The sequence below is a fragment of the Streptomyces sp. ATCC 21386 genome, assembly GCF_018728545.1.
Lineage (GTDB): Bacteria > Actinomycetota > Actinomycetes > Streptomycetales > Streptomycetaceae > Streptomyces.
On sequence record NZ_JAAVVL010000001.1, the window covers coordinates 8,738,272 to 8,752,417 of the forward strand.

Here is a 14,146-nt window from a genome sequence, read left to right on the forward strand (position 1 = left end):
AGAGCATGACCGGTATGGATGCCCGTGACGCGCAGCTCGGCGAAGCCGAGCTGAAGAAGGAACTCGCCGCCACCCTGCACGCCCGCAGAGAACTGGGCGAGGACTACGAGTCCGCGCTCGTCGACTCGTTCCTGGAGAAGGTCGACCAGCGCATCGACAGCGTGGTCGACCGCCGGGTCAGGCGTCAGGTGGCCGAGCAGCAGATGGTGGTGGCCCGTGGGAGCCGATCTCCCGACAGGTCCACCGACAGCTGGGGCGAACGCTACGGCTTCGGCGTGGTCTCCCTCGTCGCCGCCATCCCCCTGTCCGGCATCGGCGGCGGCGTGGCCGAACTGCCCGGTCTGTTCGTCACCTGGGCGGGCATCGTCGGCGTGAACGTGGCCTGGGCCCTGCGCAACTCGACCACCCTGGGCAGGCGCCGGGGCAAGAGCGGGGACGCGGACTGGGAAGAGTGACCTCGCCTTCGTTCCCGGAGCGCGTTCCCGGAGAAGGTGGAGGAGAGATATGCGCGGGGACCGCCGCACCCCCGTGTGACGGGGGGCGGGACGACGGCGGTCCCCGCGAGGGACGCGGGCCGGGTCAGGACCGGGCTGGCGCGTCCGTGGCGTCCATGGAGGTCCGGGAGCCGCTCCGGAGGTCCTTGACGCCGTTTCGGTTGCCGGCCGGGGCGGGGAGCCGCTCCCGCCCTGCCGACATCCACTAATGTGCCGGACCCGTGTTAAGCGGGTGCTGCGCGGACGTGACGCGCTCGTACCACTTCTGCGAAGTCAAACCCCCGACTGGCGCAAATCTTCGACGAAGAAGGGCCGTTCCCGGGATTTTTCCCCCGAATCAGGCGCCCTGCCCGTCAGCAGCGGCCTCTCCCTCAGGCAGACAGAAGGGCCCCTCCCGTCAGGCAGAGGCCCCTTGCGTCAGGCAGAAGCCCCTCCCGTCGGGCAGAGGCCCCCGTCGCCCGGTGCGGCCGGCAGCCGCCCTACTGCTTGACCCCGCCCTTGGCGAGGAACGCGAGCAGGTCCTGTCGGCTGACCACACCGGTCGGCTTGCCCTCGACCAGCACGATGGCCGCGTCCGCCGACCCGAGCACGGTCATCAGGTCGCCCACCGGCTCACCGGAGCCGACCTGCGGCAGCGGCGCCGACATGTGCTTCTCCAGCGGGTCGTCGAGCGAGGCGCGCTGGGTGAAGAGGGCGTCCAGCAGCTCGCGCTCGACGACGGACCCGACGACCTCGGCGGCCATGACGTCCGGGTGACCGGCGCCCGGCTTCACGATCGGCATCTGCGAGACGCCGTACTCACGCAGCACCTCGATCGCCTGACCGACCGTCTCGTCCGGGTGCATGTGGACGAGGGACGGAATGGCGCCGTGCTCCTTGTGGCTGAGGACGTCGGCGACGCGCGCGCTCGGTCCCTCGTCCTCCAGGAAGCCGTAGTCGGCCATCCACTCGTCGTTGAAGATCTTGCTGAGGTAGCCGCGTCCGCTGTCGGGCAGCAGGACGACCAGCACGTCGTCCGGGCCGAGCCGCTTCGCGACCTCCAGCGCGGCGACGACGGCCATGCCGCAGGAACCGCCCACCAGCAGGCCCTCCTCCTTGGCCAGCCGCCGGGTCATCTGGAAGGAGTCCTTGTCGGACACGGCGACGATCTCGTCGGCGACGGTCCGGTCGTACGCGGTCGGCCAGAAGTCCTCACCGACGCCCTCGACGAGGTACGGCCGCCCGGACCCGCCGGAGTACACGGAACCCTCGGGGTCGGCGCCGATCACCTGGACGCGGCCGTCACTGGCGTCCTTCAGGTACCGGCCGGTGCCGGAGATGGTGCCGCCGGTGCCCACGCCGGCCACGAAGTGGGTGATCCGCCCCTCCGTCTGCTCCCACAGCTCAGGGCCGGTCGAGTGGTAGTGGGAGAGCGGGTTGTTGGGGTTGGAGTACTGGTCCGGCTTCCAGGCCCCGGGCGTCTCGCGGACCAGCCGGTCGGAGACGTTGTAGTAGGAGTCGGGGTGCTCGGGGTCGACCGCCGTGGGGCAGACGACGACCTCGGCACCGTAGGCCCGGAGCACGTTGATCTTGTCTGTGCTCACCTTGTCGGGGCACACGAAGATGCACTTGTACCCCTTCTGCTGGGCCACGATGGCGAGGCCCACACCTGTGTTTCCGCTGGTCGGCTCGACGATCGTGCCGCCGGGCTGCAGCTCCCCGCTCTTCTCCGCCGCCTCGATCATGCGCAGCGCGATGCGGTCCTTCACGGAACCGCCGGGATTGAAGTACTCGACCTTGGCCAGGACGGTCGCCTGGATGCCCTCGGTCACGCTGTTGAGCCTCAGCAGCGGGGTGTTGCCGACGAGGCTGATCATCGAGTCGTGGATTTGCACCGTTGTCTCCGGAGCCGCAAAAAGGGATGGTCGTAATGTCCAGCCAGCCTAAGCCCCGTCCTCACTGATCTCCTCCCTTCTCCTCCCTGTTCACCTTCCGCCGGGATTGGCCGAGGGCCGGTACGGGGCAAGGAGTGGGTGTACGGCTACGAGGAGGTGGCGGCGACGCATGACGAGCATGTCCAGAGCAAGGGTGGCCCGCCGCATCGCGGCGGGCGCGGCGTACGGCGGTGGCGGCATCGGTCTGCTGGGCGCGGCGGCGGTGGGTGTGCTGCTGGCCGAGGTGCGGCTGGCCAAGCGGGTCGTGGGCAACGGGCACAGCCCGCACCCGCCGAGCGCAGAGGGCGTCTACGGCCACACGCACGGCAGCCGGTACGGCCGCGCGTACGGCTACGGCTCTTACGGCAGTTCGTACGACGTCCCCGACGATCCCCCGCTCCGGCTCGTCATGCTCGGTGACTCCACCGCCGCCGGCCAGGGGGTCCACCGGTCCCGGCAGACCCCGGGCGCGCTGATCGCCTCGGGGCTCGCGGCCGTCGCGGAGCGCCCGGTGCTGCTGCGCAACGTCGCGCTGCCGGGGGCCCAGTCGGACGACCTCGACCGGCAGGTGGCGCTGGTCCTGGAGGACCCGGCCCAGGTCCCCGACGTCTGCGTGATCATGATCGGCGCGAACGACGTGACCCACCGGATGCCGCCGACCCGCTCCGTCCGCCACCTCTCCGCGGCCGTACGGCGGCTGCGGACCGCCGGGGCCGAGGTGGTGGTGGGCACCTGTCCCGACCTCGGCACGCTCGAGCCCGTGCAGCAGCCGTTGCGCTGGCTCGCCCGCCGGGCCTCGCGGCAGCTGGCGGCCGCCCAGACGATCGGAACCGTCGAACAGGGCGGTCGTACCGTGTCGCTGGGTGACCTCCTCGGCCCCGAATTCGAACAGAACCCCCGCGAGCTGTTCGGCCCCGACAACTACCACCCCTCCGCCGAGGGGTACGCGACGGCGGCGATGGCCGTCCTGCCGACGGTGTGCGCGGCGCTGGGTCTGTGGCCGGAGGAGGAGCGGCCGGACGTCAGCCGCCGCGAGGGCTTCCTGCCGGTGGCTCGGGCCGCCGCGGAGGCCGCGTCGGAGGCCGGTACGGAGGTGACGGCGGCGATGCCGACGGGGCCGCGTGGGCCGTGGGCCCTGCTGAAGCGGCGGCGTCGGCGGCGGGTACCGGCGACGGACCCCGCGCCGACCGCCACCGCGGAGGCGCAGCCGGGCGCCTAGTAGCTCGGGGCGCGCTGCGATCAGGCGACTGCGGGTGCGTGGGGGCTGATCGCGCAGTTCCCCGCGCCCCTGAAAAGCCGGGGCTGCGCCCCATGCTTTTCAGGGCCCGCAGGGCCTGATGCTTTCAGGGGCGCGGGGAACTGCGCGAGAAGCCCCACCGGGCCCGCGCCCGCCCACGAACCCGCAGCCCCGAGTCACCAGGCACCCGAACCAAAAAAGCAAGCGCTTAGAAAAGTGCGGTCGGCGTCACACCCTCATGCCCGTGACCCGGACCATACGTACGGGTAACTTCCCCCACAGCCCTGCTTTCCGTACCCCCGCCCGTCGCCCGACCAGCGCCCCTCAACGAGGCGCTGCGCGCCGCACCTTCTGAACATGGAGCCGTGATGCCCGAAGCCGTGATCGTCTCAGCCGCCCGCTCCCCCATCGGCCGCGCTTTCAAGGGCTCGCTGAAGGACCTGCGCCCCGACGACCTGACCGCCACCATCGTCGCGGCCGCCCTCGCGAAGGTCCCGGAGCTGGACCCGAGGGACATCGACGACCTGATGCTCGGCTGCGGCCTTCCCGGCGGCGAGCAGGGCCACAACCTGGGCCGCATCGTGGCCGTCCAGCTGGGCATGGACCACCTGCCGGGCTGCACGATCACCCGTTACTGCTCCTCGTCGCTCCAGACCTCCCGCATGGCCCTGCACGCCATCAAGGCCGGCGAGGGCGATGTCTTCATCTCGGCCGGCGTCGAGGTCGTCAGCAGCAGCGCGCGCGGCACCAGCGACATCCCCACCGCCCGCAACCCGCTCTTCGCCGAGGCCGAGGCCCGCACGGAGGCGGTCTCCAAGTCGGTCGGCGCCTCCTGGCACGACCCGCGCGAGGACGGCCTGCTGCCCGACCCCTACATCGCGATGGGTCAGACCGCCGAGAACCTGGCCCGCCAGTGGGGCGTGACCCGGCAGGAGATGGACGAGTTCGGCGTCCGCTCGCAGAACCTCGCCGAGGAGGCCATCGGCAAGGGCTTCTGGGAGCGCGAGATCACCCCGGTGACGCTGCCCGACGGCACGGTCGTCAGCAAGGACGACGGCCCGCGCGCCGGCGTCACCCTGGAGGCCGTCCAGGGCCTGAAGCCGGTCTTCCGCGAGGACGGCCTGGTCACCGCCGGCAACTGTTGCCCGCTGAACGACGGCGCCGCCGCCCTGGTCATCATGTCCGACACCAAGGCGCGGGACCTCGGGCTCACCCCGCTCGCCCGGATCGTCTCCACGGGCGTCTCGGGCCTCTCCCCCGAGATCATGGGCTACGGCCCGGTGGAGGCGTCGAAGCAGGCCCTGTCCCGCGCGGGTCTCACCGTCGACGACATCGACCTGTTCGAGATCAACGAGGCCTTCGCCGCCCAGGTGATCCCCTCCTACCGCGACCTGGACATCCCGCTGGACAAGCTGAACGTGAACGGCGGCGCCATCGCCGTCGGCCACCCCTTCGGCATGACCGGCGCCCGCATCACCGGCACGCTCATCAACTCCCTCCAGTTCCACGACAAGCAGTTCGGCCTGGAGACGATGTGCGTCGGCGGCGGCCAGGGCATGGCGATGGTCATCGAGCGCCTCAGCTGACCGAGCGGCCCCGCGCGCGTCCGTGACCGCACGGAAGCGCACGGTGATGCCGTGGCCCGGAGTCCCGGAAACCGTGGGACTCCGGGCCGTTTTGTGATCCAATCTCCCCCAGGATGTGACCTATCTCCCCCCGGAGAGCGATTTACGCAGGTCAGAGCCGTTTCGCCACCAAACATCGGGGCAAGATTCCTGCCCGTTTCGTGACGTTACGCACTGACAGCTGGTTAGTCCGCCCTTCAAGCTGATGTAGGAAGTCGGGGGTCGACTTTGAACCGGGAGTACGTCAGTGAGCGCTATGCCGATCGCCTTGCTGCTCACCACGGCCGCCACAGCCGCCGTGGGCGTCGCCGTCCTGCGCACCCTCGTGGGGCTGCGCCGACAGGTCGCTGCCTTGCGCACCGAGCTGGCCGAGAGCCGGGCCGCCGGGACGCGCGCCCTGGTGCCGGCCGCCCGTCCGGCGGCCGACACGGAGGAGATACGCGCCGCCGTCGCCGAGGCCCTCGCCGAGGAGCGGGAGCGTGAGCTCGCCGAGGCCCGGGCCTTCTGGGCCGCCCAGGAGTCCCGTGACGTCACGGACACGCCTCCGCTGCTGGGGCTGCCCGAGAGCGACCTGTTCCTGCCCCGGCAGTCCGATTTCGCGGGCCTGGAGCACCTGGAGCCGGTGATCGAGCCCGGCCTGGAGAGCGACGACTACGCCGGTGACTCCGCCGAGCTGGCCGCGGCCCGCCGCCGTCACCCCTCGCACCCCGATTTCGTACCGGTGCAGTCACCCGTCACCAACGACCACGAGCGCACGGTCGCCTGCCTGGAGGACCTCGCCGCGTCCCGCACGGAGCTGGCCGACGTCCGCCCGGGCCCGCTTGGCACCCTCGACGTCTACGTCTTCGCCGACGGCACCACGCTGTGCATGACCCCCGGCCACCGCGAGACCGCCGAGCGGCTCGCCACGGCCCTCCAGACCGGCGACGTCCCCGTTCTCCTGGGCGGCTCGGGCATCTCCGGCGCCTACACGCTCACCTTCGAGTGCGGCGAGGACATGGTCTACATCCTGGCGGACAGGGTGATCGCGTCGCTGTAGCCGGCGCCTTTCACGCCGCCGGGTGGTGCGACGCCCTTCAGGGGCGCGGGGAGCCTCAGACTCCCGCCCGCCGCTGAGCCTCCTCCACGAGGGCCACCGCCTCCGCCAGCGCAGCCTCGTCGCCCAGCACCAGCGCGAGATCGTTTCCCGCGACGGTCACCTGGTCGGCCGCCGCGAACATGCCCGCGTCCGGCATCTCGTGAAACGGCCCCTCGGGCATCTCCAACCGCTGGGCACGCAGTGCCAACTCCCTGGCCAGCGCCAGCGCCTCCGCGGCGGCGCTCCGCTGGAGCCGGCTCTGCGGGGCCGCCCGCAGCCGGTCGGCGAAATGATCCACGGCACGGGTCAACGGCGTCGTATCAAGCACGCCGCGAGAGTACGCGCCTTGGCCGGACTGTTGCCAACAGGCCGCCACTCAGGCAACGTGACCTGAAGGACCGGCTTACATTCCCTTTCGTCCGGAGGCGCCGATGTCCCAAGTCTTCTCCGAGGAGACCCATCGCAACCTGCTCGCCCGCATCCCCCACTGCACCGGTCGTGAAGTCTCCGACTGGATCCGCAAAGTCGACGAAGGCCCCGCTCTCTTCAATTTCGAGGAGAAGGTCAGCTGGCTCCGGCACGAGTACGACCTCGCGTACGGCCACGCCAAAGCGATCATTCACGAGTACGACCTGAGGAGGGCCGCGCGGAAGCTCCGGTGAAGCCGCCGAGAACCTACGAAGGGCCCCCGAACCGCGAGGTTCGGGGGCCCTTCACCGAGGGGGCCGGGGTAGGTCCCGGCCACCGCTCGTCACTCCTAGTCGTCGCCGCTGAAGATGGCGACCAGGCGGAGCATCTCGATGTAGATCCACACGAGGGTCATGGTCAGGCCGAACGCGGCCAGCCAGGCCTCCTCGCGCGGGGCGCCGTAGGCGATGCCGTCCTGGATCTGCTTGAAGTCCAGGGTCAGGAAGAACGCGCCGAGCAGGATCGCCAGGATGCCGACGATCGCGCCGAGCGGGCCCATGCTGCGCAGTCCGCCGTCGGGGGCGAGCCCGAAGACGACGAGCAGCAGGTTGACCGCCATGACCAGGATGAAGGCGATCGCGATGGTCATACCGATGCGGGCGTACCGCGCGGTGACCCGGATCCAGCCCGCCTTGTAGACCAGGAGGGTGGCTCCGGAGACGGCCATGGTGCCGAGCACCGCCTGGAAGGGCGCACCGCTCCACTGCGCGTTGAACATCTCACTGAGCACGCCGAGGAAGACACCCTCGAACGCGGCGTACGCCAGGATCAGCGCGGGCGAGGCCTTGCGCTTGAAGGACTGCACCATCGCGAGGACGAAGGCGATGAGCGCGGCGCCGATGGCCAGGCCGTAGCTCGTGGGCGACACCGGCAGGAGGGCCCAGGCGAGGACCGCGCCGACGACGACCGTGCCGAGCGTCATGGCCGAGCGCATGACGACGTCGTCCATGGTCATGGCGCCCGTGCGGGCCGGGGCCTGCGGCGGGGTGCCGTGCTGGACGCCCTGCTGGGCGTACGGGTTCGTCGCGTACGGGTTGCCGCCCTGCTGGGCGTAGGGGTTGCCCTGGGTGCCGACAGCTGCTCCCCCGGCCTGCGGCGCGGTGTTGAAGCCCGCGTAGCCGTTGTCGCGGCTGAACCCCCGTCGCGAGAAGACCGGGTTGCTGCTCCTCATTTCACTCCTCCATGGCCACCCTGCGTGGCCTTGGCTCAAGAGTAATAGGTAGGCAAAGGATTGACCCTAGTGCTTGGGGAGGATCTTTCCCCTGCCCTGACATCGAACACGCTACGCGTCCCCATGATTCCCCGCCCCACCCCCCTCAACCCGGCCCCACCCCGCTACACCCCCGTGACCTCCCAGAGACCTGCCGCACCCGCCGCGCCCGTCCAGGAGCGGTGGGTGACCTCCCCGCCCTCGGCCATGGTCGTGACGTTCGCCGTCACGGTGGCCGTCGCGGTGGCTCCGGCGGCGTCGCCTCGCTCGGAGTCACCACCGAGGGCCACTGCGTTGCCCGATGTCCGTGCGGCGGGCCACGCGAGGGCCCGCTGGAGTGCCGGGGCTCGTGCAGGAGAGCGTGCGCCAGGCGATTGAGAGGCGCACCTTGCCGCTGGGAGGTGGGTGGGGGTTTGGGGGTAAATGGTCTGGTTTGATCGGAGGTGCCCGGAACCGGACTTGAACCGGTACGCCCGCGAGGGGCAGCGAGGTTTAAGCTCGCCGTGTCTGCATTCCACCATCCGGGCAGGCCATGGGCTCCGCGCTGAGGTCCCGAGCCTATCGGGACGCTTCCCCCGAACAGTCGAAGAGCGGACCGATGTTGTCTTATTTTATTGACGTCTGAGGGTGCATCAGCCCACGGAACACGCCATCCGCACTTGCCAATAGCCTTACGGACGGCAAGACCGCCCGTGTGCGGAATGACGGAATTTCACCGCCCGAACGAGCGGTCCCTCGTGTGACACGTGCGGTGACGCGGTGACTCGTGTCTGCCAGGGCCCCGCCACTCGGGGTCTGAGCCCACCGTCATCCCCAGGTATGACGCGACGTCCGCCGGTCCGTCAGAAGTCTGCCCCCGGAACCGGAACAGCGGCTGACTACACGGCGCCCCCGCGCCGAGACGATGGAGCCCTCCACGAAACGAGCAGCGAACGGCCCCGGCATGCCCCCGGCACGCGCCACGAACCGCCCGTCGCCCGGCCCGCCCGGCCGTTCCCGCACACCTCAAACGCCGTCGTCCCGACAGGAGTTCCACCCGTGACCAGCACCCCTCTCGCCGCCCGGTCCACCGCCGTGGCCGCCCGCGCCACGGAACTGTCGAAGGTCTACGGACAGGGCGAGACCCGGGTGGTCGCGCTGGACCAGGTCACCGTCGACTTCCGGCAGGCCCAGTTCACCGCGATCATGGGCCCCTCGGGGTCCGGCAAGTCCACGCTGATGCACTGCGTGGCCGGCCTGGACACCTTCTCGGCCGGTTCCGTCCGCATCGGCGAGACCGAACTGGGCTCGCTGAAGGACAAGCAGCTCACCAAGCTGCGCCGGGACAAGATCGGCTTCATCTTCCAGGCGTTCAACCTGCTGCCGACCCTGACCGCGCTGGAGAACATCACCCTCCCGATGGACATCGCGGGCCGCAAGCCGGACAAGCAGTGGCTGGACACCGTGATCCGGATGGTGGGCCTGGCCGACCGGCTGAGCCACCGGCCCGCCCAGCTCTCCGGCGGCCAGCAGCAGCGCGTCGCCGTGGCGCGGGCGCTCGCCTCCCGGCCGGACATCATCTTCGGGGACGAGCCCACCGGAAACCTCGACTCGCGCTCGGGCGCCGAGGTGCTGGGCTTCCTGCGCAACTCCGTACGGGAGTTGGGGCAGACGGTGGTGATGGTGACGCACGACCCGGTGGCCGCGGCGTACGCGGACCGGGTCATCTTCCTCGCCGACGGGCGCATCGTGGACGAGATGCACGAGCCGACGGCGGACCTGGTGCTGGACCGGATGAAGAGGTTCGACACCAAGGGGCGGACGAGCTGAGGGAGTTCGCCCCCTCGTCACCTCCCCCTCGCGCATCCCGCGTACCGCGCGCCACGCACCACGCACCACGCACCCGCGCTCCGCGCCTCCGCGCGCACATCCGCTCCGCCCTGCCCGCCCCGACCCCAGGACCCCTTCATGTTCCGTACCGCCCTGCGCAACGTGCTCTCGCACAAGGCCAGGCTCCTCATGACCGTGCTCGCGGTGATGCTCGGCGTGGCCTTCGTGTCCGGCACGCTCGTCTTCACCAACACCATCTCCGACGCGCTGCAGAAGAGCTCGGCCAAGGGCTTCGACCACGTGGACGTCGCGATCCGGCCGGGGTTCCAGCCGGACGAGGGCGACACCGTCGCCGACCAGCCCAAGCTGACTCCCGAGATGCTGGAGAAGGTCGAGCGGGCGCCCGGCGCCGAGTCGGCGATCGGCGTGGTGAGCGGGTTCACCGCCCTCGCCGGCAAGGACGGCAAGCTGATCGGCGGCGGCTTCCAGTCGCAGGGCGCGAACTACTGGGGCACGGACGACCCCCGGTACCCCATCCGGGACGGCGGACGCGCGCCGAAGGGCGCGGACGAGGTCGCGATCGACTCGGAGACCGCGCGGCGGGCCGGGTACGAGGTGGGCGACACCGTGCGGCTGTCCGTCGACGGCCCGGTCCTCACCCCCACGGTCAGCGGCATCTTCACGACGGACGACGGAAATGTCGCCGCCGGCGGCAGCCTCACCCTGTTCGACACGGCGACCGCGCAGAAGCTCTTCCACCTGGAGGGCGAGTTCGACACGATCAACGTGACGGCGGCGGCCGGCACCAGCCAGGCCCAACTGCAGAAGTCCGTCGAGGACGTCCTGCCGAAGGACTCCGTCGACACCACCACCGGGCAGCAGCTCGCGGACGAGCAGGCCACGCAGATCGCCACCGAGATGAGCGGCCTGAAGAACGCGCTGCTGGTCTTCGCCGGGATCGCCCTGTTCGTGGGCACGTTCATCATCGCCAACACCTTCACCATGCTGGTGGCCCAGCGCACCAAGGAGCTGGCGCTGCTGCGCGCGGTCGGCGCCTCCCGCCGCCAGGTGACGCGCTCCGTGCTGATCGAGGCGTTCGTGGTGGGCCTGGTCGCCGCGGTCACCGGCCTGGCCGCCGGTGTCGGGATCGGCGCCGGAATGCGGGCGCTGATCAGCGCCCTCGGCGAGACCGTCCCCGCCGGCCCGCTGGTGGTCTCCCCCGGCACGGTCGCCACCGCGCTGCTCGTCGGCGTACTGATCACGATGCTGGCGGCCTGGCTGCCGGGCCGGCGTGCGGCGAAGATCCCGCCGGTCGCGGCGATGAGCAGTGTGCACGCGAAGGAGACGACCAAGTCGCTGGTGGTCCGGAACACGATCGGCGCGCTGTTCGCCGGCGCGGGCGTGGCCACCGTGCTGTACGCCACCACCATGGACGGCTCGGACGGGCAGGCGCCGATGGGCATCGGCGCGGTGCTGCTGATCATCGGTGTCTTCGTCCTCACCCCTCTCCTGTCCCGCCCGCTGATCGCGGCCGCGGCTCCCCTCATGCGGGTGTTCGGGATCTCCGGCAAGCTCGCCCGGCAGAACTCCGTGCGCAACCCGCGCCGCACCGCGGCGACCGCCTCGGCGCTGATGATCGGCCTGACGCTGATCACCGGCATGACGGTGATGGCGGGCAGCCTCCAGGCGGCCATCGGCAAGATGGCCGCCGACGCGATCAAGGCGGACTACGTCGTCTCGATGGCCAACGGCAACTACCTCTCCCCCGACGTGGAGAAGAAGCTCTCCGCCACCGAGGGCGTCACCGCCGTCTCACCGCTGCGCAACGCCGAGTCCCGGATCGGGGACGAGACCGAGTACCTCACGGGCGTGAACGGCACGGCCATCGGGAAGCTCACCAGCCTGCCGCTGGACAACGGGACGTTCGAGGTCGGCGGCGGCAAGGTCGTGGTGGACGCGGACACCGCCGAGCGGCGCGGCTGGAAGGCCGGTTCCGAGTTCACCGCCGGGTTCGAGGGCAGCGAGAAGGAGAAGCTGACCGTCTCCGGGGTCTACCAGAGCAACGAGCTGATCCGGGGCATCCTGCTGGACAACGCGACGCTCACGAAGCGGCTGCCGGCCGGCGCGGACCCGGCGGACATGATGGTCATGGTCAAGACCTCGGCCGGAGCCTCCGACGCCACCAAGGACCGGCTGGAGAAGGCACTCGGCGAGAACCCGGCCATCAAGGTCCAGAGCGGACAGGACCTCTCCGACGACATCGCGCAGATGTTCACGCTGATGCTGAACATGCTGTACGGCCTGCTGGCCATGGCGGTGATCGTGGCCGTCCTCGGAGTGATCAACACTCTCGCCATGTCGGTGTTCGAGCGCTCGCAGGAGATCGGCATGCTCCGTGCGATCGGTCTCGACCGGCGGGGCATCAAGCGGATGGTCCGTCTGGAGTCCCTGGTCATCTCCCTCTTCGGCGGTGTCCTCGGCATCGGCCTGGGTGTCTTCTTCGGCTGGGCCGCCGGCGAGCTGATCGCCAGCCGGATGCCCACGTACGAACTGGTCGTCCCCTGGGCCCGGATGGCCGTCTTCCTCCTCCTCGCCGCCACCGTCGGCATCCTGGCCGCCCTGTGGCCGGCCCGCCGCGCGGCGAAGCTGAACATGCTGGCCGCGATCAAGTCGGAGTAGCCGCCCGGGAGACGGCGGGAGAGCCCTGCGGGAGACATACGGACGGGGGCGCGTACATGACCGTACGCGCCCCCGTCCGGGCGTTCACGCCCCCCAGGTCCGGGCCCTGAGCGGGAGGCCCGACGCACCCCCTTCCGGCGGCCGTACGGCCAGTACCTGGTTGACGCCGAGGTGGTTGCGTTCGAAGCCGAGGGCGCAGGCCGCCATGTACAGGCGCCAGACGCGGGCCCGGCCGGGACCGACCAGGGCGACCGCGTGCGCCCAGCGGGCTTCGAGGTTGGTGACCCAGGCGCGCAGGGTCAGGGCGTAGTGCTCGCGCAGGGACTCCACGTCGCGGACCTCGAAGCCGGCGCGTTCGAGCTGGGTGACGGTGGTGCCGATCGGGGCGAGTTCGCCGTCCGGGAAGACGTACGCGTCGATGAAGCCGTCGAGTGAGTACGCGCTCTCGTCGAGCCGCGGCCGCCGGGAGATCTGGTGGTTGAGCAGCCGCCCGCCCGGGGCGAGCAGCCGGTACAGGTTCTCGGCGTACTCCAGGTACCGGTCCGCGCCCACGTGTTCGGCCATGCCGACGGAGGAGATCGCGTCGTAGGGCCCGTCGACGACGTCGCGGTAGTCCTGGACACGGATCTCGACGCGGTCGGTGAGGCCCTCGTCGGCGACGCGTTTGCGGGCGTAGGCGGCCTGCTCCTGGGAGAGGGTGACGCCGACGACGTGGACGCCGTACTCGCGGGCGGCGTGCGCGGCCATCGAGCCCCAGCCGCAGCCGACGTCCAGCAGCCGCTGCCCCGGGCGGAGGCCGAGCTTGCGGCAGATGAGGTCGAGCTTGTCGTGCTGGGCGGCCTCCAGGGTGGTGGTGCCGTCGGAGGCGGCCCAGTAGGCGCAGGAGTACACCATCGACGGGCCGAGGACGGCCTCGTAGAAGTCGTTGCCCACGTCGTAGTGGTGGCTGACGGCCCGTCTGTCGGTGCGTCTGGTGTGCCGGTGGCGGCTGCGGACCTCCTCGCGGGGCGGTGCGGGCGGGACCAGGACGGCGGGGCCGGCCAGCTTCAGCAGCTCCTTGACGGCCGTCCGCGCCTGCGGGTCGCGCAGGACGTCGGCGAGGCTCCGGGCGTCCTCGTCCCGCTCCCACACGTGTGCGGCCACCAGGTCCAGTACGGCGTACAGGTCGCCGTCGACAGCGAGGTCACCGGCGACCCAGGCGCGGGCCAGGCCCAGTTCGCCGGGCTTCCACAGCATTCGGCGCAGGGCCCTGCGGTTGCGTACGACGAGGGCGGGCGCCTGAGGCGGTCCCGCCGTCGATCCGTCCCAGGCCCGCAGGCGGACCGGGAGCGGGGCCCCCGACAGCTGCTCGAACAGGGTCTTCAGCCGCGACGCGGCGTCCTGCATGGCGCACACCTCCGTGACAACAGATCCCGGAATGTCCAACGTCACGGTAATCACCGGCGAGGCCGTGCCGTATTCCCCGTGCGAGGTGTGTTGTTCGGCCGCGGGTGCGCAGGGGCTGGTCGCGCAGTTCCCCGCGCCCCTTGAAAGCACCGGGCGCGACCCATGCCGCCAGGGGCGCGGGGAACTGCGCGAGAAGCCCCACCGGGCCTGCGGTCGCCAACGCATCCGCACCCCCGAATTCTTCGGC

12 protein-coding genes and 1 tRNA gene are annotated in these 14,146 nt (G+C 70.8%); 7 read left to right on the plus strand and 6 right to left on the minus strand.

What is annotated here, in order from left to right; genetic code table 11:
- Positions 1-5 precede the first annotated feature (5 nt).
- Entirely contained in the window at positions 6-455 is a 450-nt protein-coding gene (locus GWK25_RS37405) for a hypothetical protein (protein ID WP_215455899.1), read from the plus strand.
- 518 nt (positions 456-973) lie between these two features.
- Here GWK25_RS37405 and GWK25_RS37410 read toward each other — a convergent pair.
- Entirely contained in the window at positions 974-2,368 is a 1,395-nt protein-coding gene (locus tag GWK25_RS37410) for a cystathionine beta-synthase (RefSeq protein ID WP_215455900.1), read from the minus strand.
- 169 nt (positions 2,369-2,537) lie between these two features.
- On the opposite strand from GWK25_RS37410, the gene GWK25_RS37415 reads away from it, so the two are divergent.
- The 3 genes from GWK25_RS37415 (at position 2,538) to GWK25_RS37425 (ending at position 6,308) form a co-directional block, all read left to right on the plus strand.
- A complete protein-coding gene (locus tag GWK25_RS37415; RefSeq protein WP_215455901.1) occupies positions 2,538-3,626 on the plus strand; it encodes an SGNH/GDSL hydrolase family protein in 1,089 nt (362 codons plus the stop codon).
- A 386-nt stretch (positions 3,627-4,012) separates the two neighbouring features.
- Entirely contained in the window at positions 4,013-5,230 is a 1,218-nt protein-coding gene (locus tag GWK25_RS37420; protein WP_215455902.1) for an acetyl-CoA C-acetyltransferase, read from the plus strand.
- Between the two features lie 295 nt (positions 5,231-5,525).
- Positions 5,526-6,308, plus strand: coding sequence for a hypothetical protein (locus tag GWK25_RS37425; protein ID WP_215457867.1), 783 nt, complete (start codon positions 5,526-5,528; stop codon positions 6,306-6,308).
- 55 nt (positions 6,309-6,363) lie between these two features.
- On the opposite strand, the gene GWK25_RS37430 is transcribed toward GWK25_RS37425, so the two are convergent.
- Positions 6,364-6,675: a hypothetical protein gene (locus tag GWK25_RS37430; RefSeq protein ID WP_215455903.1), complete on the minus strand. Its 312-nt coding sequence runs from the start codon at positions 6,673-6,675 to the stop codon at positions 6,364-6,366.
- 103 nt (positions 6,676-6,778) lie between these two features.
- Between GWK25_RS37430 and GWK25_RS37435 the strand changes: the two genes are divergently transcribed.
- Complete coding sequence (locus GWK25_RS37435) at positions 6,779-7,009, plus strand: DUF4287 domain-containing protein (RefSeq protein ID WP_033524870.1); 231 nt, start codon at positions 6,779-6,781, stop codon at positions 7,007-7,009.
- Positions 7,010-7,104: 95 nt separating this feature from the next.
- Here GWK25_RS37435 and GWK25_RS37440 read toward each other — a convergent pair whose 3' ends face one another.
- The 3 genes from GWK25_RS37440 to GWK25_RS37450 form a co-directional block, all read right to left on the minus strand.
- Positions 7,105-7,986 carry a Bax inhibitor-1/YccA family protein gene (locus GWK25_RS37440; protein WP_215455904.1) on the minus strand — a complete coding sequence of 294 codons (882 nt, stop codon included), beginning with the start codon at positions 7,984-7,986 and terminating at the stop codon, positions 7,105-7,107.
- Positions 7,987-8,150: 164 nt separating this feature from the next.
- On the minus strand, positions 8,151-8,315 hold the full coding sequence (locus tag GWK25_RS37445; RefSeq protein ID WP_215455905.1) for a hypothetical protein: 165 nt from the start codon (positions 8,313-8,315) through the stop codon (positions 8,151-8,153).
- Between the two features lie 154 nt (positions 8,316-8,469).
- Positions 8,470-8,552 (minus strand) — tRNA-Leu (locus GWK25_RS37450).
- 511 nt (positions 8,553-9,063) lie between these two features.
- Between GWK25_RS37450 and GWK25_RS37455 the strand changes: the two genes are divergently transcribed.
- Together GWK25_RS37455 and GWK25_RS37460 are read left to right on the plus strand one after the other, a co-directional pair.
- The gene (locus GWK25_RS37455; protein WP_215455906.1) at positions 9,064-9,834 is read left to right on the plus strand and encodes an ABC transporter ATP-binding protein; all 771 of its coding nucleotides are present in this window, start codon (positions 9,064-9,066) and stop codon (positions 9,832-9,834) included.
- Positions 9,835-9,972: 138 nt separating this feature from the next.
- The gene (locus tag GWK25_RS37460; RefSeq protein ID WP_215455907.1) at positions 9,973-12,513 is read left to right on the plus strand and encodes an ABC transporter permease; all 2,541 of its coding nucleotides are present in this window, start codon (positions 9,973-9,975) and stop codon (positions 12,511-12,513) included.
- Between the two features lie 84 nt (positions 12,514-12,597).
- Here GWK25_RS37460 and GWK25_RS37465 read toward each other — a convergent pair whose 3' ends face one another.
- Entirely contained in the window at positions 12,598-13,899 is a 1,302-nt protein-coding gene (locus tag GWK25_RS37465; protein WP_215455908.1) for a class I SAM-dependent methyltransferase, read from the minus strand.
- Positions 13,900-14,146: the final 247 nt, after the last annotated feature.